We start from the raw sequence: 20,629 nt of genomic DNA on the forward strand, positions 1-20,629 counted from the left end.
CGCGCCACGCTGGGGGAGCAATTGAAAAAGAGGGGCCCCGACAGGGCCCCTCTTTTTCTGCGCCTTGCCGTTGCGGGCTTTACAGCCGGTCGCAGCGGACCGTGATGGGGTGGTCGCGCAGCGTGGTCATGACCAGGTCGTCGACGTGGCCTTCGACGTCGGTGATGACGTAGCCGATCTGGCCCTTGGTCTGCAGGGTCTGGCTGACGATGTTCAGGCCGTGTTGGGCCATCAGGTTGTCGAGCGTGCCCAGGGCGCCGGGGGCGTTGCGGTGCACGTGCAGGATGCGGGTGGCGCCGGCCTGTTCCAGGAAGGGCAGTTCGGGGAAGTTGACGGCGCCCTTGGTGGTGCCGGCCTGCAGGAAGCGCACGAGCTTTTCGGCGACTTCGCGGCCGATGTTCTCTTGGGATTCCTGCGTGCTGCCGCCGATGTGCGGGGTGAGGATGACGTTGGGCAGGCCGATCAGGGGGCTGGCCAGCGGTTCGTCGGCGCTCTTGGGTTCGGTGGGGAAGACGTCGAGCGCGGCGCCGGCCAGGTGGCCGGATTTCAGGGCGGCGTGCAGGGCGTTGATGTCGACGACGGTGCCGCGCGAGGCGTTGATGAGGATGGCACCGCGGCGCATGCGGGCCAGGGCGTCGGCGTCGATGATGTTTTCGGTGGACTTGCCGCCGGGCACGTGCAGGGTCACGACGTCGGCCTGTTCGAGCAGGTCGTTGAGCGAGCCGGCAGGGCGGGCGTTGCCCAGGGGCAGCTTGGCTTCGACGTCGTGGTAGAGGACGCGCATGCCCAGGCTTTCGGCCAGGGTGCTGATCTGTGAGCCGATGTTGCCGTAGCCGACGATGCCCAGCGTCTTGCCGCGGGTCTCGAAAGCGCCGGACGCGCTCTTGTCCCAGTGGCCCAGGTGCACGCGGGCGTTCTTTTCGGGAATGCGGCGCAGCAGCAGGATGGCTTCGCCCAGCACCAGCTCGGCGACCGAGCGGGTGTTCGAGAAGGGGGCGTTGAACACCGGGATGCCACGCTGCATGGCGGTGTCGAGATCGACCTGGTTGGTGCCGATGCAGAAGCAGCCGACGACGCGCAGGTCGGGGTTGCCGGACAGCAGGGCGGCGTCCAGGTGGGTGCGAGAACGGATGCCGGCGACGTGGGCGCCCCGCAGGGCGTCCTGCATCTGCGCGGGCGGCAGGGCCGCGGCGTGCGAGACGATGTCGGTGTAGCCCGCGTTTTCGAAGACGGCGCGGGCGCTCGGGTGGATGTTCTCGAACAGGACGATTTTTGCCATGACTGCCAGGGGTCGGGTGGGGAAATACGTTCTATTTATTGTGGCCCATTTTTGCTGCAGTGCAAGGAGTAGCCATTGGCGCGGTGTGGATGAATTGTTTCAACGGCCGCGCCGGGAAAGCGTTTGCCCGGCCAGCCCCTGCATGGGCTGGCCGGGCGTCATGCCTTCAGCGGTACGCCTGGAAGACCTTGGCGCCACCCTGCTTGTCCACGAGCAGGACGTCGTGCGGGGTCTTGCGGCCGCCGTATTCGGGGCCGTCCATGCCGGGCGAGCCCAGGGGCATGCCGGGGGCGGCCAGGCCGGCCGCATCGGGTTTTTCGAGCAGCAGGCGGCGCACGTCGCTGGCGGGCACGTGGCCTTCGATGGCGTAGCCGTCGACCACGGCGGTGTGGCAGGAGCCATAGTCGGCCATGCCGGCGTTGCGGCGCACGGGGCCGGTGTCCTGGACGTCGTGGGTCGTGACTTCAAAGCCGTTGTCGCGCATGTGCTTGACCCAGTCTTCGCAGCAGCCGCAAGTGGGGGTCTTCCAGACCTGGACCTTGGGCGCCGGTTGCGCCAGCGCAAAGGCCGGGGCGTAAAGCGGCAGGCACAGGACGGCGGCCAGGACCAGGCGACGGGTGGGGGCGAGCGTTTTTTTCATGGGGCTCCGTTGACGGGCAAGGGGTCAGAACCAGAAGCGCACGCCGGCCAGCACGGCGGCCTGCGAGCGGCTTTGGCCGGCGTCGGACGCGTAGTCCGCGGTGCGGCCGAATTTGCGTTCAAAGGATACGCCAACGTAGGGGGCGAATTCCCGCGTGACCTCGTAGCGCAGGCGCAGTGACAGCGAGCCCTTGGACAGGCCCGAGCCGATGCCGCGTTCGGGATCGTTGCGGCCGTAGGCGCTGGCTTCGAGTTCGGGCGTGAAGATCAGGCGCTGGGTCAGCAGCAGGTCGTATTCGGCCTTCATGGCCAGCGCGGTGCGACCGGACGGGCCGGCGTAGGCAGTGGTTTCCAGCTCGATGTTGTAGGGCAGCACGCCTTCGATGCCGACGGCGGCCCAGTTGCGCTTGGGGCCGGTGCCGACGTCGCGCCGGGCGCCCAGCTGAAGGTCCCAGAAGGGCGAGATGGCGTGGCTCCAGAAAGCTTCGACCTTGGCGTCCGAGCCGCCGCCGCGTTCGCGCTCGCCTTCGCTCTTGATCACCAGGCGGTTGGTGGCGGTGCCGAACCAGAAGCGGCCATCCCATTCCAGCGCATCCTGGCCGTCGCGATTGCGCGACCCGCCGAACTTGTCGAACAGCAGGTGCCAGGTGGCTGCGTTGTCCATCATGTGCGGATGGATGCCGTAGCTGTCGTAGCCGCGTGGCGCCGCGCCGTCGCTGGACGGCAGGCTGCCGATGGGCGGCGAGTCGTCGGGGGCGGCGAGGTTCATGCCGGGCATCGATGCATGGTCCATGCCGGCATGATCCGGCATGGATTGGGCGCGCGTCGGGTGGGCCGCCAGGCCGGCGAGCAGGATAGCGGCGAACGCGGCACGGCGGATGAAGGGAAGGCGGTCGGGCATGGTCGGATGTCTCATCGCTTACTCCACCACCACGGCCCTGAACATGCCGGCTTCCATGTGGTAAAGCAGGTGGCAGTGGTAGGCCCAATGGCCGCGGGCGTCGGCACTGACGCGGTAGGACAGGCGCTGCGCGGGGTTGAGCGACAGGGTGTGCTTGCGCACCTGGAAGGCGCCGTCGGGCGATTCCAGGTCGCTCCACAGGCCGTGCAGGTGGATGGGGTGGGTCATCATGGTGTCGTTGACCAGCACGAAGCGCACGCGCTCGCCGTAGCGCAGCAGGATGGGCTTGGCGTCCGAGAACTTCACGCCGTTGAACGACCACATGTAGCGTTCCATGTTGCCGGTCAGGTGCAGCTCGATCTCGCGGGTGGGCGGACGGTTGTCGGCGGGTTCGCGCACCGAGCGCAGGTCGGCGTAGGTCAGCACGCGGCGGCCGTTGTCGCGCAGGCCGATGCCGGGGTCGTCCAGCCGGGTGGACACCACGTCGGGCAGCATGGAATTGCCGGGGCCGCGTTCGGCGGGGTAGGGGTGCTTGACCTCGACCATGCCGCCCTGATCGGCGCCGGCCCCGTGGCTGCTGCCGTGCGCCATGCCGGCCATGGCGCCGCTGTCCGCGGGCGTGGCGCCATGACCCATCGCGGCGTGATCCATGCCCGCCATGTCCTGCCCGGGCGACATGTCGTGCTTCATGCCCATGTCCATCATGCCCAGCAACTGCACCCGGTCCACTTGCGGCACGGCGGCCTGCATGCCGGGGCGCGGCGCGAGTGTGGCGCGGGCATAGCCGGACCGGTCCATGGCTTGCGAGAAGATCGTGTACGCGCGATCGTCGACGGGCTCGACGATCACGTCGTAGGTCTCGGCCACCGCAATGCGCAGTTCCTCGACCTCCACCGGCCGCACGTCCTGGCCGTCGGCGGCCACCACCGTCATCTTCAGTCCGGGAATGCGGACGTCGAAATAGGTCATGGCCGAACCGTTGATCAGGCGCAGCCGTACCCGCTCGCCGGGCGTGAACAGCCCCGTCCAGTTGCCGGCCGGCGTGGCGCCGTTGGTCAGGTAGGTGTAGGTGGCGCCCGACACGTCGGCCAGGTCCGACGGGTTCATGCGCATCTGTTCCCACATCAAGCGCTCGGACAGCGCGGCGCGCCAGCCCTTGTCCTGCGCCTCGCGAGCCAGGCTTTCGACGCTGGGCTGGTTGCGGTTGTAGTAGTCGGGCATGGCGCGCAGCTTGTCGAAGACGCGCATGGGATCTTCGTCGGTCCAGTCGGACAGCAGCACGGTGTAGTCACGGTCCGAGGCGATCGGGTCGCGCCGCCTGGGGTCGATGACGATGGCGCCGTACAGGCCGGTCTGCTCCTGGAAGCCCGAATGGCTGTGATACCAGTAAGTGCCGCTCTGGCGCACGTCGAAGCGGTAGGTGAACGTCTGGCCCGGATCGATGCCGGCAAAGCTCAGGCCCGGCACGCCGTCCATGTCGGTGGGCAACAGGATGCCGTGCCAGTGGATCGACGTTTGTTCGCGCAGGCGGTTGGTGACGTGCAGCGTGACCGTGTCGCCTTCGCGCCAGCGCAGCAGCGGCGCGGGCACCTGGCCGTTGACGGTGGTGGCGATGCGGGCGGCGCCGGTGTAGTTGACCGGGGTTTCGCCGATTTCCAGGTGGAATTCGGTGCCGCGCAGCTCGGTGGGGCCGGCCGGCGTGGCGGCCTGGGCCGCGCGCCAGCCGCCCAGCGCGGCCAGCGCGCCGCCGGCGGCCAGGCCCTGCACGAAGCGGCGGCGGGAAAGGGGGCGGGAACTCATGGCGGATCCGGGTGGGCGCTACTGCACCGACACCGCGCCCTTCATGCCGGCGGCGTAGTGGCCGGGTTCCAGGCAGCCGAAGGACACGCTGCCGGCGCGGTCGAACTTCCAGACGATCTGGCCGCTCTTGCCTGCATCCAGCGACACAGCGTTGGCCTCTTCGTGGCGCATGCCGGGGTCCTGCATCATCATGGCGTAGTGCGCCTGCAGGTCGGCATCGCTGCCCAGCACCATTTCGTGGCGGATCTTGCCCGAGTTGCGCACATTGAAGCGTACGGTCTCGCCAGCCTTCACCTGCACCTGGGCAGGCGTGAAGCGCATGGCGTCGGTCATGTCGATGTCGATGGTGCGCGTGACGCGGGCGGCGTCGCCGGGCACGCCGATGGGCGCGGATGCCATCGGCATGGCGTGGCCGGCGTGTTCGCCGTGGGCGCCCGCCGCGAATGCCGAACCGGCGCCGAACAGGGCGGCCAGGGCCGCGGCCAGGGTGATGCGGTGCAAAGTGCCTTTCATGCTGTTCCCTTCAAAGGGGTTGACCATGCAGGCACTTTAGGAAAACCGGGGTGACCCGGTTCTGTCGCGCAGATTACTTCTTTGTAATGTTGGGTCCGCCAGGGGCCGGCCCGCGCAGGGTGATGCCGACCACCGTGCCGCCGGGGCCGGAGGCCGCATCGACCTCGCCGCCATGCATGCGGGCGATGGCGCGCACGATGGCCAGCCCCAGCCCGTGGCCCTCGCTGCGCGGCGCGCGGGCCTGGCCCGAGCGGAAGAAGCGGTCGAAGATGCGGGGCAGGTCGGCGGCGGGGATGGGGTCGCCGGGGTTGCGGACTTCGACCCGGGCGCCTTGCGGCTGCGGCTGGCAGGCCAGCACGATTTCACCGCCCCGGGGCGTGGCCTTGATGGCGTTCGAGATCAGGTTGGCCAGCGCGCGGCGCACCAGCCCGGCGTTGGCGGCGACGATGGCGTCGCCCTCGCAGCGCAGGGCCACGCCGCGCTCTTCCAGCGCGGCCTCGTAGTAGTCGGCCACCCGCCGCGCTTCGGCGGCCAGCGATACCGGCACCGGGTCGGCCGCCTGTTCGCCGCGGTCGGCGCGGGCCAGGAACAGCATGTCGTTGACCAGCGTCTTCAGGTCTTCCAGCGTTTCCAGGTTGGATTCCAGGGCCTCGCGCAGTTCGTCGGCGTCGCGGCCGCTGGACAGCGTCACCTGGGTGCCATTGATCAGCGTGGCCAGCGGCGTGCGCAGCTCGTGGGCGACGTCGGCGTTGAAACCTTCCATCTGCTGGTAGGCGGCCTGCAGCCGTTCCAGCGTGCGGTTGAACGACAGCACCAGTTCATGCAGTTCACGGTCGGTGTCGCGCAGCGGCAGGCGCAGGGCCAGGTTGTCGGGCTGGATGCGGGCGGCCTGTTCCGACAGCCGGCGCGTGGGCGCCATGCTGCGGCGCACGGCCCAGGCCGCCAGCACCACCGTGGCGCCCACCCACAGCGCGCAGATCAGCGCCAGGGCGGTGCCGTAGGCGTACAGGAACTGCGAGCTGGTGCGGGTGCTGACCGCCACCGTCAGGTGCGCCCCGGGCAGGATGCGGTCGTCGACGGCCACGCGCAGGCCGCGCATGCGGCTGCCGTCGGCCTGTTGCAGCAGCACCTGCCGGCCGGGCAGCGTGTCCAGCGTTTCGGGGGCGTCGCCGCCATAGACGGGGCGACCCTGGGCATCGACGATCCAGATGCCCAGCTGGCTCTGGCCGGTGCGCATGTCATCGAAGGTGGCGGCCAGGTCATGCAGGCCGCGCGCGCTGTTCTGCATGTCGATCAGGTGATTGATCAACTCCAGCTTGCCGCTGACCTCGGTGATCTCCTGGCGTTCGACCTCGCGCTTGAGCGCCCAGAACAGCGTGGCGCCCGCCAGGCTGGATACCAGCAGGGCGATGGCGCCCAGCAGCAGGGTCAGGCGCGCCTGCATCGAGCGCATGCGCGGCGGTTTCATGGGCGCGCGGTCGCCGGGCGCGATTCGAGCACGTAACCCATGCCGCGCACCGTGTGCAGCAGCTTGGTCTCGAAGGGGTCATCCAGCTTGCTGCGCAGGCGCCGCACGGCCACGTCGATGACGTTGGTGTCGCTGTCGAAGTTCATGTCCCACACCTGTTCGGCCAGGGTGGTGCGCGACAGCACCTGGCCCTGGCGGCGCAGCAGCAGGGCCAGCAGGTTGAATTCCTTGGCGGTCAGGTCCAGCCGCTGGCCGCCGCGCGCGGCCTTGCGGCGCGCCAGGTCCAGTTCCAGGTCGGCCAGGCGGAACACGGTGGGTTCCTGCGAGCGGCCGCGGCGCAGCAGCGCCTGCACGCGCGCCAGCAGCTCGGAAAAGGCGAAGGGCTTGACCAGGTAGTCGTCGGCGCCGCCTTCCAGCCCGCGCACGCGGTCTTCGATGGCATCGCGCGCCGTCAGCATCAGGATGGGGGTGTCCTTGCGGGCCCGCACCGATGCCAGGATGCCGAAGCCGTCCACGCCCGGCAGCATCACGTCCAGCACGATCAGGTCGTGGTTGCCTTCCAGCGCCAGGTGCAGGCCGTTGACGCCGTCGCGCGCCAGGTCGACCACGTGACTTTGCTCCGACAGGCCCTTTTTCAGGTAGTCGGCGAGTTTGGGTTCGTCTTCGATGACCAGGATGCGCATGGCCGGAAATTTACCACCCGCGCCGCCGGTGCGGCGCGGAGGATGGGCGGGCGGCGTTCAGGCCGGCAGCGCGACGGCGATGCGGTCGGGCGGAAAGCGCAGCGTGAACAGGCTGCCCTTGCCCGGCTCGCTGCTGATGAGCAGCTCGGCGTCATGGCGCATGGCGATGTGCTTGGTGATGGCCAGCCCCAGGCCGGTGCCGCCGACGGCGCGCGAGCGGCCGCGGTCGACCCGGTAGAAGCGTTCGGTCAGGCGCGGAATGTGGCGGGCGGGAATGCCGATGCCGGTGTCCTGCACGCTGTAGCGGCCGCCGCCATCGGCGTCGCGTTCCCAGCGCACGGTGATGGTGCCGCCGTCGGGCGTGTAGCGCACGGCGTTGGTCAGCAGATTCGACAGGGCCGAGGTCAGCTCGGTTTCGGCGCCCAGCACGTCCAGCGTGTCGTCGATGTGCCATTGCAGCACGTGGCGCCCGCCGGACAGGGCCTCGATCTGCTGGCGCGCCTTTTGCAGCAGCGCGCCCATGTTGACCGCGCGCGGATCGCTGCCCGGCGACGATTCCAGGGTCGACAGCGTCAGCAGGTCTTCGACGATGGCCTGCATGCGCTGGGCCTGCTCGTGCATCATGTCGATGTACTGCGCGCGTTGTTCGGGCGGCAGGGCATCGGCCGGCATGTCGCGCAGCGTTTCCAGAAAGCCGGCCAGCACCGTCAGCGGCGTGCGCAGCTCGTGCGAGACGTTGGCCACGAAGTCGCGGCGCGTGGTTTCCAGGCGCTCGATCTGGGTGACGTCGCGCGTAATCAACAGGCGCTGGTTGCTGGCGTAGGCGGTCAGCTGCATCATCATCAGCCGTTCCTGGCCGTTCTGGCCCAGGCGTACCAAAATCGGATCCGGCCAGGATGCGCGGTGCGCGTATTCGACGAATTCCGGCGCGCGCAGCAGGTTCAGCAGGTTGTGGCCGCGATCGGCCGGCAGGCGCAGCCCCAGGTGCTGGCGCGCCATGCGGTTGCACCAGTCGATCTGGAAGTCTTCATTCAGTGTCACCGCGCCATCCGGCAGGGCCTGGGCGGCCGCTAGCATGCCTTGCATGGTGTCGCGGGTTTCGGTCAGCTCGCGGGCGCGGGCCCGGGTGTAGCGGTAGAGCGGGGCGAGGATGTCGTCCCAGGGGCCCACCGAGGCGGGGGGAGAGGTGTCCGGGTGATTGGCCCAATGGGAAACCAGGTGCAGGCGCCAGCTGCGCCAGAGCAGCATGGCGGCCAGCGCGGCGGAAAACACGATCCAGCCCGCCGGGTCTCCAATGAGCCATTGCGCCAATAGTGCCAACGCCGCCCACAGGGCGACCAGGAAGAGGGTACGCAGCCAGATCATCGTGCGGAAGTTTTACCGCGCCGGGACCTGTGCCGTAAACCGGTAGCCGCTGCCGCGCACCGTTTCCACATGGGCGTCGTGACCGCTGGGTTCCAGCGCCTTGCGCAGGCGGCGGATGTGCACGTCCACCGTGCGCTCTTCGACGAAGACGTGGTCGCCCCAGACCTGGTCCAGCAGCTGAGAGCGCGAGAACACGCGTTCCGGGTGGGTCATGAAGAAGTGCAGCAGGCGGAATTCGGTGGGGCCGATCTGCAGGGACTGGCTGTTGCCCGACAGGCGGTGCGTCACCGGGTCGAGCTTGAGGCCGCCGACGTCGATCACGTCGTCGGTCAGCTGCGGCGCGCGGCGGCGCAGCACGGCCTTGATGCGGGCCATCAGCTCTTTGGGCGAGAAAGGCTTGGTGATGTAGTCATCGGCGCCGGCTTCCAGGCCATCCACCTTGTCCTGCTCGGACCCCTTGGCGGTCAGCATGATGACGGGGACGGCGCGGGTGCGTTCATCGTTGCGCAGCTTGCGCGCCATGGCCAGGCCGGACGTGCCGGGCAGCATCCAGTCCAGCAGGATCAGGTCGGGCAGTTCGGCGCGGATGAGGGTCTGGGCCTGGTCGGCGTCGAAGGCGCGCAGCACCTTGTGCCCCGCGAAGGACAGGTTGACGGCGATCAGTTCCTGGATTGCGGGTTCGTCTTCGACGACGAGGATAGTGCTGGACATGGCGAATTGGGTACGCTTCTGAGCGCCGGCGCGGCGCGAACATTGCGATAGTATGGCCGCAATATTTCAGGTATGTGACCGCGGGTTGCGCCAGGGGGCCGGCGGGCGGCCTTGGGCAGGCCCCGATAGGCTACCATTGGACGATATATCGGGAATTCACCATGCAAAACCCCTCCGAATCGCAACATTCCGCGGATTCCGCCTCGCAATCGACTCATTTCGGCTTCCAATCGGTGCCGGAAGCCGAAAAAGCCCGCAAGGTCGCCGAAGTCTTCCATTCCGTGGCCCAGCGCTACGACATCATGAACGATTTCATGTCGGCCGGCCTGCACCGCGTCTGGAAGGCCTTCACCATCGGCCGCGCCGCCGTGCGCCCCGGCATGAAGGTCCTGGACATCGCCGGCGGCACGGGCGACCTGGCAAAGGCTTTCGCCAAGCGCGCCGGCCCCACCGGCGAGGTCTGGCTGACCGACATCAACGATTCCATGCTGCGCGTGGGCCGCGACCGCCTGGCCGACGCCGGCCTGCTGGTGCCCACGGCCGTCTGCGACGCCGAGCGCCTGCCGTTCCCGTCGGGCTACTTCGACCGCGTCAGCGTGGCCTTCGGCCTGCGCAACATGACCCACAAAGACCGCGCCCTGGCCGAAATGACCCGGGTGCTCAAGCCGGGCGGCAAGCTGCTGGTGCTGGAATTCTCGCGGGTGGCCAAGCCCCTGGCGCCCGCCTACGACTGGTATTCCTTCAATGTGCTGCCCTGGCTGGGCAAGAAGGTCGCCAAGGACGAGGCCAGCTATCGTTACCTGGCCGAATCCATCCGCATGCACCCCGACCAGGACACCCTGGCGGACATGCTGCGCTCCGCCGGTCTCGAGCGGGTGCAGTACTTCAACCTGACGGCCGGCATCGCGGCCCTGCACGAGGGTGTGCGGCTGGGCTGAGCGCCCCGGGTTCCGACGGCATTTCTTTGCCCCACGGGGAACTTGTGGGGCGACGTCTTGTCCGTTATTCTTACGTCATTCAGATTACTGTAAGAAAGTCGCGCTGAGGGCTGCACGATATCCGTGCAGCTTCCTGTTGCTCGGGGCAGCAGGGGCGCGAGTACGAGGGAGCAAAAATCCATGACCAAATTCTGTTTCTCGCGGTTTGTCGCCGCGGCGCTCATCGCCATCTCCGGCGCGGCGCTGGTGACGGCGTCGTTTGACGCCGAAGCCCGCCGTGCGGGCGGCGGCAGCAGCGTCGGCCGCCAATCCTCCAACGTGACCCAGCAGCGCCAGGCCACCACGCCGCCGTCGGCGGCCAGCAACACGGCCGGCGCCACCGCCGCCCCGGCTGCCGCCGGTGCGGCCACGGCCGGCGCCGCGGGCGCTGCCGCCAAGAGCGGCGCGTCGCGTTGGCTCGGCCCCATCGCCGGCATCGCCGCCGGCCTGGGCATCGCGGCCCTGCTGTCGCACATGGGCCTGTCCGGCGCCTTCGCCGAATTCCTGTCGTCGGCGCTCCTGATTGCCGTGGCCGTGTTCGCCATCATGTTCATCATCCGCCGCCTGCGTGGCGCGGCCCCGCGTCCGGCAACCCAAAGTGCCTTCGGCGGTGCCAACAACGCCCCGGGTCAACCGCAACAGCCTGCGTGGCGCGAAATGCTCAAGCCGGCCGCGCCGGCCGCAGCGCCCGTCGCCGCCGCCGTGGCGGCCCCGGTGGCCGATCTGCCCAAGCCGGGCGAAGACGGCAACTGGTTCGTCCCTGGCGACTTCGATACGCCTGCTTTCCTGAAGCAAGCCAAGGAACAGTTCGTGCGCATCCAGGCCGTCTGGGACAGCGGCAGCACCGACCGCCTGCGCGACTACCTGACCGACGACCTGATCACCGAGCTCAAGCCGCAACTGGCCGAGCGCGGCGCGGCGCCGAACAAGACCGAAGTCGTGCTGCTCAATGCCGAGCTGCTGGGCATTGAAACGGTGTCCGACGGCCACCTGGCCAGCGTCCGCTTCTCGGGCATGCTGCGCGAGGCGCCCGGCGCCGAGGCCTTCCGCTTCGAAGAAGTCTGGAATCTGTTCAAGCCCGCCAACGGCGGCTGGCTGTTGGCCGGCATCCAGCAGATTCCGGTGGAATTCGCCAGCTAAGCAGGCCGGCGGCATTCGCCAGACATCGCGGGCGTCCCTTGGGCGCGCCTGTCACAACCGGCCCGCCAGGGCCGGTTTTTCCATCTGCGTCGTGCACGTCCCCCATGCGTTCGCGCAAGCGGCGCCTTGTCTCCCCGGAACAACCCCCATCTAACCCGTTACACTCCCGATTTACCCATCAACTTCGTCACCCCGCCTGCGGGGCTGCGGACCGTCATGTTGCCTTTCTCGTTTCTGCCCACTCCCTCGCGGCTGGCTGTGAACGCGCTCAACGCCCTGTTGAAGCGCGAAGACTGGGCGCGCGAACGCCTGGCTCGCCATGCCGGCAAGACCGTGCGCTTCGCACTGGGCGGATTCACGCTGGGCCTGACCCTCGATAGCGAAGGCCTGGCCGCCCAGGCCGACCCGGCCGTGGTGCCCGACGTGACGCTGACCGTCGCGCCCGAGAAGCTGCCGCTGCCGCGCCTGGGCGCGGGCGGTGAAACCCCTGATTTCGCCGAGGCCACGCATATCTCCGGCGACGCCGCGCTGGCCCAGGTGGTGGCGGACCTGTCCAAGCAACTGCGCTGGGACCCCGAAGACAGCCTGGCCCGCGTGGTGGGCGACATCCCGGCGCTGCGCATCGCCGGCGGGCTGCGTGCTGCCGCTGGCGGCGCCCGCAAGGCCAGCCAGCGCCTGGCCGAGAATGTGTCCGAATACCTGGCCGAAGAAAGCGGCATGCTGCTGGGCCGCCCGGCGCTGGAGCAATGGCGCCTGGACCTGGCCGAGCTGAATGCCCGCGCCGACGCGGTGGCCCGTTCGGCCGCCGCCCTGCAAACCCGCCTGGCCACGGCCGGCGCGAAGCGGGGCGCCTGAGCCATGTTCCCGTTGCTGCGCCTCTTACGCATCATCCTGGTTTCGCTGCGCTATGGCCTGGACGAACTGGTGCTGTCCAGCCTGAACCATCCGCTGGCCACCTGCCTGTTGCGCGTCATCCGCCTGGGCACCCGTCCGCGCCAGCCGCGCGGCCAGCGCCTGCGCATGGCGCTGGAATCGCTGGGCCCGATCTTCGTCAAGTTCGGCCAGGTGCTGTCCACCCGCCGCGACCTGATTCCCGCCGACATCGCCAACGAGCTGGCGCTGCTGCAAGACCGCGTGCCGCCTTTCCCGTCGGCGCAGGCCGCGGCCTGCATCGAGGCCGCGCTGGGCGCGCCGCCCGAAAAGCTGTTCGCGCAGTTCCAGGTCGACCCGGTGGCGTCGGCCTCGATCGCGCAGGTGCACTTCGCGGTGCTGCACGACGGCCGCGAAGTCGCGGTCAAGGTGCTGCGCCCGGGCATGCTCAACATCATCGAGAAAGACCTGTCGCTGCTCAAGATCGTGGCGCGCATCATCGAGCGCCTGGGCGCCGATGGCCGCCGGCTCAAGCCGCGCGAGGTCGTGGCCGAGTTCGACAAGTACCTGCACGACGAGCTCGACCTGGTGCGCGAGGCCTCCAATTGCAGCCAGCTGCGTCGCAATTTCGGCCCCGAATCGGGCCGTGGCGACATGCTGATGGTGCCCGAGGTCATCTGGGAATACACCGCGTCCACCGTGTTCACCATGCAGCGCATGTACGGCGTGCCGGTAGGCCAGGTCGAACGCATGCGCGAGCTGGGCATCGACATTCCCACGCTGGCCCGCACCGGCGTCGAGATCTTCTTCACCCAGGTGTTCACCGACGGCTTCTTCCATGCCGACATGCACCCGGGCAACATCTACGTGTCCGACCGCCCCGAAACGCTGGGCAGCTACATCGCGCTGGACTTCGGCATCGTCGGTTCGCTCTCCGAATTCGACAAGAACTACCTGGCCCAGAATTTCCTGGCCTTCTTCCACCGCGACTACCGCCGCGTGGCACAACTGCACATCGAGTCGGGCTGGGTGCCGCCGGACACGCGCGAAGAAGAACTGGAAGGCGCCGTGCGCGCCGTCTGCGAACCGTATTTCGATCGGCCTTTGTCCGAGATTTCGCTGGGCCAGGTGCTGCTGCGCCTGTTCCAGACCTCGCGCCGCTTCAACGTCGAGATCCAGCCCCAATTGGTGCTGCTGCAGAAGACGCTGCTGAACGTCGAAGGCCTGGGCCGCCAGCTGGACCCCAACCTGGACCTCTGGAAGACCGCCAAGCCCTATCTCGAACGCTGGATGCGCCAGCGCGTCGGCATCAAGGGCCTGCGGCAAAGCCTGGAAAAAGAAGCCGCGCAGTGGTCGCAGATGCTGCCGGCCCTGCCCAGGCTGGTGCATGACCACCTGAACCGCCCGAATCTGTCGCCGGCCTTGCTGGCCGAAATGGTGCAGTTGCGGCGGGCCCAGGAGCAGAGCAACCGGCTCGTCGCGGCGCTGGTTGGGGTGCTTGCCTTGGCGATCGGGGTCGCCTTATGGGCATTGACGCGATAGGCGGCGCGATGGTGTAGTGCGATCCCCTGTCATGTTTCATTCATGAAACAGTCATCATAGCTTCGCGGGAGACGGCGAAAAATAGCGCTGCGGCGGCCAATGCAGCGTCACGCCAGCAAGCGCGTGCGCCATTCATTAATTTCTATAGCCCCACTAGCGGGACGAAAACAAGGGCAGAACATGCTTTATCCTGAACTCTTCAAGACCATGGAAGCGGTGCGCTGGAACATGGCGCACGATATTCCCTGGGGCGATTTTGATCGCAGCAAGCTCTCTGACGAGCAGGCCCAGACGATCAAGATGAACGCCATCACCGAGTGGGCGGCGCTGCCGGCCACCGAAATGTTCCTGCGCGACAATCGCGGCGACAGCGATTTCTGCGCGTTCATGTCGGTGTGGTTCTTCGAAGAGCAAAAGCATTCCCTGGTGCTGATCGAATACCTGCGCCGTTTCTGCCCTGACCTGGTGCCCACCGAAGAAGAGCTGCACAACGTGCGCTTCGAATTCGACGTGGCCCCCGAACTTGAAACGCTGATGCTTCACTTCTGCGGCGAAGTGCGCCTGAACCACTGGTACCGCCGCGCCGCCGAATGGCACACCGAACCGGTCATCAAGGCCATCTACAAGACCGTGGCCCAGGACGAAGCCCGCCATGCCGGCGCGTACCTGCAATACATGCGCCGTGCGCTGCACGACCGCGGCCAGGACACCAGCGTCCAGGCCCGCCTGGCGTTCTCCAAGATCGGCGTGCTGATGGCCTCGGCCGGCCGCACGCAGCAGGCGCTGCACCCGACCAACCTGCACGTCAACAAAGACCTGTTCCCCAATGACACGGTGCAGTCGCGCCTGCCCGAGCCGGGCTGGCTGGAACACTGGCTGGACACGCAGATCCGTTTTGACGGCGTCTGGGAACAGAAAGTCGCCACGCGCATCCTGCACATCCTGTCCAAGCTCATGGATCGCAGCTTCGAGTCCGTCAAGGACCTGAACCGCTACCGCAAGGAAATGACCGCGCTGGTGATGCCCAAGGACAAGGAAATCATCCTGGCCGGCGCCTGAGTACAATCGCGCCATGCCTGCCGCCCGTTTCGAATCCAAAGTCCTGTCCCGTGACGACTGCGTCGCCGCGGTCGCTGCCGGCCGCCTGCCGCGGCCGCTGGTGTTCACCAATGGTGTCTTCGACATCCTGCACCGGGGCCACGCCACCTATCTCGACCAGGCCGCCCAACTGGGCGCCACGCTGGTCGTGGCGGTCAACACCGACGAATCGGTGCGCCGCCTGGGCAAGGGCGAAGAACGCCCGCTCAACCGCATGGAAGACCGCGCCGCGCTGCTGGCGGCGCTGGGATTCGTCACGGTGGTCACCTCGTTTCACGAAGACACCCCCGAAGCCCTGATCGGGCAGCTCAAGCCCGACCTGATCGTCAAGGGGGGCGACTACGACATGGAAAAACTGCCCGAAACCGCCCTGGTGAAATCCTGGGGCGGCCGGGCGGTGGCCATTCCGTTCGAGTTCGAACGGTCCACCACGGCGCTGGTCAAGAAGATCCAGGGCGCGTAGCCGCAAGCCGGACTGCGCCCATGGACAAGGCGGCCTGCGGGCCGCCTTGTTGCATTCGGGGAGCAAATTCGGGGGGGCGATTCAGCGCGGTTCGCGCAGCAGCCGGTTGATCGCGTCCAGATCCGTTTCGGCCAGGATGCCGCTGGTGGCCTTCAGGCGCAGCCCCGACAGCACGGTGCTGTAGCGGGCCAGCGCCAGGTCGCGCTGGGTGGCGTAGAGCTGCTGCTGGGCGTTGAGCACGTCCAGGTTGATGCGCACGCCCACCTCGTAGCCGGTACGGTTGGCCTCGACGGCGGCGCGGCTGGATTTTTCGCCGGCTTCCAGGGCCTGGATGCGGGCGAGGCCGCTGGTCACGCCGGTGTAGTACTGGCGAGCGGCTTGCACGGCCTGGCGGCGCGCGGCCTCGAAGTCATAGCGGGCCTTTTGTTCGAGCTGCACCTTTTCGGTGACCTGCGACGATACGCCGCCGCCTGAATACAGCGGAATCGACAGCACCACGCCGATGCTGCTGTCGATGGGCTTGCCCGGCGCGCCGTTGCGCATCACGGCGTCGCTGGCGCTGCCGCTGGTGGCGCGCAGATTCAGGGTGGGGTAGTGGCCGCTCTTGGCGATCTGGATTTCGCGCCCGGCGATGCGGGTCAGCAGCTGGGCGCGCAGCACGTCCAGGCTGGATGCCTCGGCCTGGGTGCTCCAGTCGGCCACGCGGGCGGGCTGCGGGGCGGGCAATTGCACACCTTGCGGCAGTTCGGCCAGGGCGCCGGGCGGGGTGCCGATGATCTTGGCGAGTTCGTCGCGGCGCACGTCCAGGTCGTTCTGCAGCCGCAGTTCCTGGGCCACCACCAGGTCGTAGCGCGCCTGCGCTTCGTAGGTGTCGGTGATGGTGGCGTTGCCCAGCTCGAAGTTGCGCTTGGCCGATTCCAGCTGGCCGGCCACGGCGGCCTTTTCGGCCTCGGTGGCGGTCAGGGTGTCCTGCGCGTACAGCACGTTGAAATAAGCGTCGGCCACGCGCAGCAGCAGGTCTTGATAGGCCTGCTGCAACTGCACTTCGACGTCGGCGACGATCAGCCTGGACTGCTCGAAATTCTGCCAACGGCCCCAGTCGAACAGGGGCTGGGTGAGGGCCAGATCCCAGACACCGCGGCCGCCGCTATAGGCGACACCGCCGCGGGTGCTGCGGGTCTGCTGGTAGGCGCCGCCGGCGCCGGCCGAGACTTCGGGCAGCAGCAGGGCTCGCGCCTGGGGTTCTTTTTCCAGGCCGGCACGGTAGTTGGCGCGCGCCGCAGCATAGATGGGGTCGTTGCCGAGCGCGGCCTGCCATACCTGCATCAGGTTCTGTGCAGACGCGGGCGACGGACCGACGCTTGCGGCGGAGGTAAAAACCAGTAAAGCCGTAAGCAGTCGGACGCGCATGATCTGTCAGGAGGAGGGGGGTGCTCCAGGTGACCCGGGGCCCGTTTGCCGGCCGGCGCACGCGGGTCGGAAGGGCGGGGCCGGCAGGGCCCCACCCCGGGGGGACTCAGAACTTGAACTGCGATACCGTGGCGCCGCGCAGGGGCTTGATGACCGTTTCGAACAGATTCACGGTTTCAAAGCTGGCGGCGGTGGTGCGGGTGATGCGACAGGCGGTCATGACGGGGGCCTGGCCCACGACGACGACCAGGCGGCCGCCCACGCGCAGCTGGTACTTCAGCGCGTCGGGTACGACCGGCACCGAGCCGGTGACCAGGATGGCGTCGTATTCGGTGGAGCCCCAGCCGTTGCGGCCGTCGCCGGTTTCGACCTTGACGTTGGTGACGTTGTTCATCTGCAGGTTCTGCTGCGCGAACGTGACCAGGCGGCTGTCGATCTCGACCGAGGTGACCTGTTGGGCCAGGTAGCCCAGGAGGGCGGCCTGGTAGCCCGAGCCCGTGCCGATTTCCAGCACGCAGTCGGACTTGCTCAGTTGCAGTTCCTGCGCCAGGCGGGCTTCGACCTTGGGGGCGAGCATGGTCTGGCGGGTGTTGACCGCATTGATTTCCAGCGGCAGTTCCAGGTCGGAAAACGCCAGGGCGCGCAGGGCGGGCGGCACGAATTGTTCGCGGCGCACGTCAAACAGCGCTTGCAGCACGTTGGCGTCCAGGACGTCCCACGGGCGGATCTGCTGTTCCACCATGTTGAAGCGGGCTTGTTCTACGTCGGGCAGGGTCGAAGCGTTCATGACGGTCAGAAAAAACAGAGGAATCAACTGACCATTGTACCGATTCGTAGCGTCCTGTGACGCGACGGGGCGCGACGGAGACGTTACAGGCCAGGCCGACCGTTCAGGCTTGCCGGTCGGCCCACCGGCCAGGCCCGCACGGGGCCTGCCGGATGTAACCGCCCTCGGGCGGATGTGGCCATTGGCCGCACCCGGCGCCCGGGAATCACCACCAGCCGTGGAAGTGGTGCACGGGGCCGTGGCCCGAGCCGACCGACAGGCGCTCGGCGTGGCGGATGGCTTCGGTCAGGTAGGCCTTGGCGCGGCGGGCGGCTTCGGGCACGTCTTCGACCTGGGGCAGCAGGGCGGCCAGGGCGGCCGACAGGGTGCAGCCGGTGCCGTGGGTATTGGCGGTGTCGATGCGGTGGCCGGGCAGCTCGATCATGCGGTCGCCGTCGTGCAGCAGGTCGATGGTTTCGCTGCCGGGCAGGTGGCCGCCCTTGACCAGCACCCAGCGCTGGCCGGAATGGGCCAGCTTGTTGCGCAGGCGCTCGGCCACGCGGCGCATTTCCTTGACCGTTTCGACGGGCCGCTCTTCGAGCAGCACGCCGGCTTCGGGCAGGTTGGGCGTGAGCAGGGTGGTCTGGGGCAGCATGGCTTCGCGCATGGCGCCGACGGCCTCGCGTTCGAGCAGCAGGTCGCCGCTCTTGGCGACCATGACCGGGTCCAGCACCACATGGACGGGTGCCCATTTGGCCAGCTTTTCGGCCACCACCTGGATCACCGGTTTCTGGCCCAGCATGCCGATCTTGACCGCGTCGATGCGCACGTCGGCGAACAGGGTGTCGATCTGCAGGCCGACGAAGTCGGGCGGCACGGGCGAAATGCCGGTGACGCCCTGGGTGTTCTGGGCGGTCAGGGCGGCAATGATGGCGCAGCCATAGGCGCCCAGGGCGCTCATGGCCTTGACGTCGGCCAGGACGCCGGCGCCACCCGAGGGGTCGACGCCGGCGATGGTCAGCGCGTTGGGAATGCGGCGCTCGCCGGCGGCCGATTGGCGGCTGCTCATTTGGCGGCGCCGGGGGCGGCGGTGATCAGGCCTTCGGTGGGCGAGCTGGGCGCGCCGCTGTACAGCTTTTTGGGCATGCGGCCGGCCAGGAAGGCCTCGCGGCCGGACTCCACGCCCTTTTTCATGGCGCTGGCCATCAGCACCGGGTCGCGCGCGGCGGCGATGGCGGTGTTCATCAGCACGGCGTCGCAGCCCAGTTCCATGGCGATGGCGGCGTCGGACGCGGTGCCCACGCCGGCATCCACCACCACCGGCACACGGGCCTGGTCGATGATCAGGCGCAGGTTCCAGGGGTTCAGGATGCCCATGCCCGAGCCGATCAGCGAGGCCAGCGGCATGACGGCCACGGCGCCCAGGTCTTCCAGCATGCGGCACTGGATGGGATCGTCGGTGCAATAGACCATGACCTTGAAGCCTTCGTCGACCAGGGTCTTGGTGGCCTTGAGCGTTTCGGGCATGTTCGGGAACAGGGTGTGCGAGTCGCCCAGCACTTCCAGCTTGACCAGGTCATGGCCGTCGAGCAGCTCGCGCGCCAGGCGCAGCGTGCGCACGGCGTCGTCGGCCGTGTAGCAGCCGGCGGTGTTGGGCAGCAGCGTGAATTTGGACGGCGGCACGTAGTCGAGCAGATTGGGCTCGCCGGCATTCTGGCCGATGTTGGTGCGGCGGATGGCGACCGTGACGATTTCGGTGCCGCTGGCGTCCAGCGCCGCGCGGGTCTGTTCGAAGTCCTTGTACTTGCCGGTGCCGACGAGCAGGCGCGACGAGTAGGCGCGGCCGGCGATGCTGAGAGTGTCTTGAGTGGTCATGGCGGTGTTTCAAAGAGCGGGCGCGCGCTGCGGGACCCGCGGGGGCTGGCTGATGATCAGGCGGATCAACGGGTCGATCACGGCGGGTTGATCACGGTTACGCGAATCATAAAGCACCGGGGGCGGGCGCCGTTCCAGAAACCGCGCTTCCTGCATGGCTTGCAAGGCGGACGGTTGCCGGCGGCTGGCTGAAATCGCGCCGGCCCTGGCGGGCAGGATGCCCTGCCTATGGCGTGCGCACCCGCTCCAGGTCGGCGCACAACTGCTCGGCCGCATCGACCAGGCGCGGGCCCGGGCGGTAGAGCGCGTCGGCGTCGATGCCGTAGACGTGGCCGGCCTGCGCGGCGGGCAGCCCCATGGCGCGCCAGGCGGCCAGGTTGCGGGCGGTGTCGGCGGGCGTGGACACGCCGGCCAGCACGGCGTCGGGGCGCGCGGCCAGCACGTTTTCCAGGCCTACCTGCGGCGCCACCACGGGCGCCTGGGCGAACACATTGACGCCGCCGCACAGGCGCAGGGCGTCGCTGACGATGCTGGCGTGGTTCAGGGTGTAGATCGGGTCCAGCCCGGCCTGCACGAACACGCGCACGGGGGGGCGGGACGCATAGCGCGCGGCCAGGGCGTCGAGCCGGTCGCGCAGGGCCCGGGCGGCCGGACCGGCGGTGGCTTCGGTGCCGAACAGGACGCCGAAGCGTTCGATGGCGTCGGGGATGGCGGCCAGCGTCTGCGGATCGCTGTAATAGACCGGCACGCCCAGCTTGTCCATGACGGGCACCAGCGGGGCGGCGGCCGACGGCTGCCAGGCGATCACCAGGTCGGGCCGCACGGACGCCACGCGTTCGGGGTCGGGCTGGGTGCCGTCGCCGATGACGGGCAATTGGCGGGCGGCGGGCGGATAGTCGCTGCCGCGGATGGTGGCAATCAGGTAAGGGCCGGCGCCCGCGGCGTAGACCAGCTCGGTGGCATGCGGCGCCAGGGTGATGGCGCGGCGGGCCGGGGCGGCCAGGTCGATGCTGCGGCCGCGGTCGTCCTGCGCGTGGATCGCGGGGGGATCCGCGGCGCTGCCCGCAGCCGGCCTGAAGGCCAGTAACGGCCCCAGGAGGGCAAGGGCAAGCGCGCGCGGGAGCTTCAT

At 68.4% G+C, this 20,629-nt stretch carries 20 protein-coding genes; 6 read left to right on the top strand and 14 right to left on the bottom strand.

Annotation, left to right across the window (positions count from 1 at the left end; translation table 11 throughout):
• Positions 1–79: 79 nt before the first annotated feature.
• The 9 genes from serA to phoB all read right to left on the bottom strand — a co-directional run bounded on the left by serA (position 80) and on the right by phoB (position 9,359).
• Positions 80–1,279, bottom strand: coding sequence for a phosphoglycerate dehydrogenase (serA, locus tag ACUDP5_RS02225; protein ID WP_263915228.1), 1,200 nt, complete (start codon positions 1,277–1,279; stop codon positions 80–82).
• 166 nt (positions 1,280–1,445) lie between these two features.
• On the bottom strand, positions 1,446–1,919 hold the full coding sequence (locus tag ACUDP5_RS02230; RefSeq protein WP_263915227.1) for a DUF411 domain-containing protein: 474 nt from the start codon (positions 1,917–1,919) through the stop codon (positions 1,446–1,448).
• A gap of 24 nt (positions 1,920–1,943) precedes the next feature.
• Complete coding sequence (locus ACUDP5_RS02235) at positions 1,944–2,819, bottom strand: copper resistance protein B (RefSeq protein WP_445658064.1); 876 nt, start codon at positions 2,817–2,819, stop codon at positions 1,944–1,946.
• Positions 2,820–2,837: 18 nt separating this feature from the next.
• Positions 2,838–4,619, bottom strand: coding sequence for a copper resistance system multicopper oxidase (locus ACUDP5_RS02240; RefSeq protein ID WP_445658065.1), 1,782 nt, complete (start codon positions 4,617–4,619; stop codon positions 2,838–2,840).
• A gap of 18 nt (positions 4,620–4,637) precedes the next feature.
• Complete coding sequence (locus ACUDP5_RS02245; RefSeq protein ID WP_445658066.1) at positions 4,638–5,132, bottom strand: cupredoxin domain-containing protein; 495 nt, start codon at positions 5,130–5,132, stop codon at positions 4,638–4,640.
• Between the two features lie 73 nt (positions 5,133–5,205).
• Entirely contained in the window at positions 5,206–6,600 is a 1,395-nt protein-coding gene (locus ACUDP5_RS02250) for a heavy metal sensor histidine kinase (protein ID WP_445658067.1), read from the bottom strand.
• Entirely contained in the window at positions 6,597–7,283 is a 687-nt protein-coding gene (locus ACUDP5_RS02255; RefSeq protein WP_263915223.1) for a heavy metal response regulator transcription factor, read from the bottom strand. The genes ACUDP5_RS02250 and ACUDP5_RS02255 overlap by 4 nt, the downstream gene beginning before the upstream one ends.
• Positions 7,284–7,340: 57 nt before the next feature.
• Positions 7,341–8,648, bottom strand: a complete 1,308-nt coding sequence (gene phoR / locus ACUDP5_RS02260) for a phosphate regulon sensor histidine kinase PhoR (RefSeq protein WP_263915222.1) — start codon at positions 8,646–8,648, stop codon at positions 7,341–7,343.
• Positions 8,649–8,660: 12 nt separating this feature from the next.
• Positions 8,661–9,359 carry a phosphate regulon transcriptional regulator PhoB gene (gene phoB / locus ACUDP5_RS02265; RefSeq protein ID WP_006386862.1) on the bottom strand — a complete coding sequence of 233 codons (699 nt, stop codon included), beginning with the start codon at positions 9,357–9,359 and terminating at the stop codon, positions 8,661–8,663.
• Positions 9,360–9,520: 161 nt separating this feature from the next.
• Between phoB and ubiE the strand changes: the two genes are divergently transcribed.
• The 6 genes from ubiE (at position 9,521) to rfaE2 (ending at position 15,449) form a co-directional block, all read left to right on the top strand.
• The gene (gene ubiE / locus ACUDP5_RS02270) at positions 9,521–10,297 is read left to right on the top strand and encodes a bifunctional demethylmenaquinone methyltransferase/2-methoxy-6-polyprenyl-1,4-benzoquinol methylase UbiE (protein ID WP_263915221.1); all 777 of its coding nucleotides are present in this window, start codon (positions 9,521–9,523) and stop codon (positions 10,295–10,297) included.
• A gap of 180 nt (positions 10,298–10,477) precedes the next feature.
• Positions 10,478–11,476: a Tim44 domain-containing protein gene (locus ACUDP5_RS02275; protein ID WP_445658068.1), complete on the top strand. Its 999-nt coding sequence runs from the start codon at positions 10,478–10,480 to the stop codon at positions 11,474–11,476.
• Positions 11,477–11,692: 216 nt separating this feature from the next.
• Positions 11,693–12,331, top strand: coding sequence for a ubiquinone biosynthesis accessory factor UbiJ (locus ACUDP5_RS02280; protein WP_263915219.1), 639 nt, complete (start codon positions 11,693–11,695; stop codon positions 12,329–12,331).
• Between the two features lie 3 nt (positions 12,332–12,334).
• On the top strand, positions 12,335–13,888 hold the full coding sequence (ubiB, locus tag ACUDP5_RS02285) for a ubiquinone biosynthesis regulatory protein kinase UbiB (protein ID WP_263915218.1): 1,554 nt from the start codon (positions 12,335–12,337) through the stop codon (positions 13,886–13,888).
• 180 nt (positions 13,889–14,068) lie between these two features.
• On the top strand, positions 14,069–14,947 hold the full coding sequence (locus ACUDP5_RS02290) for a ferritin-like domain-containing protein (RefSeq protein WP_263915217.1): 879 nt from the start codon (positions 14,069–14,071) through the stop codon (positions 14,945–14,947).
• Between the two features lie 13 nt (positions 14,948–14,960).
• A complete protein-coding gene (gene rfaE2 / locus ACUDP5_RS02295; RefSeq protein ID WP_025135571.1) occupies positions 14,961–15,449 on the top strand; it encodes a D-glycero-beta-D-manno-heptose 1-phosphate adenylyltransferase in 489 nt (162 codons plus the stop codon).
• Between the two features lie 81 nt (positions 15,450–15,530).
• Here the strand turns inward: rfaE2 and ACUDP5_RS02300 are convergent, their stop codons facing one another.
• The 5 genes from ACUDP5_RS02300 to ACUDP5_RS02320 all read right to left on the bottom strand — a co-directional run bounded on the left by ACUDP5_RS02300 (position 15,531) and on the right by ACUDP5_RS02320 (position 20,629).
• Entirely contained in the window at positions 15,531–16,859 is a 1,329-nt protein-coding gene (locus tag ACUDP5_RS02300; RefSeq protein WP_445658069.1) for a TolC family outer membrane protein, read from the bottom strand.
• Positions 16,860–16,965: 106 nt separating this feature from the next.
• Positions 16,966–17,646, bottom strand: coding sequence for a protein-L-isoaspartate O-methyltransferase family protein (locus ACUDP5_RS02305; protein WP_006386870.1), 681 nt, complete (start codon positions 17,644–17,646; stop codon positions 16,966–16,968).
• Positions 17,647–17,851: 205 nt separating this feature from the next.
• Positions 17,852–18,694 (bottom strand): bifunctional hydroxymethylpyrimidine kinase/phosphomethylpyrimidine kinase, encoded by an 843-nt coding sequence (gene thiD / locus ACUDP5_RS02310; RefSeq protein ID WP_263915215.1) that lies wholly within the window; start codon positions 18,692–18,694, stop codon positions 17,852–17,854.
• The gene (locus ACUDP5_RS02315; protein ID WP_263915214.1) at positions 18,691–19,500 is read right to left on the bottom strand and encodes a thiazole synthase; all 810 of its coding nucleotides are present in this window, start codon (positions 19,498–19,500) and stop codon (positions 18,691–18,693) included. Before ACUDP5_RS02315 ends, thiD begins: the two co-directional genes overlap by 4 nt.
• Before the next feature lie 226 nt (positions 19,501–19,726).
• Positions 19,727–20,629 (bottom strand): cobalamin-binding protein, encoded by a 903-nt coding sequence (locus ACUDP5_RS02320; protein ID WP_445658070.1) that lies wholly within the window; start codon positions 20,627–20,629, stop codon positions 19,727–19,729.

This window comes from Achromobacter sp. NCFB-sbj8-Ac1-l (genome assembly GCF_052695805.1).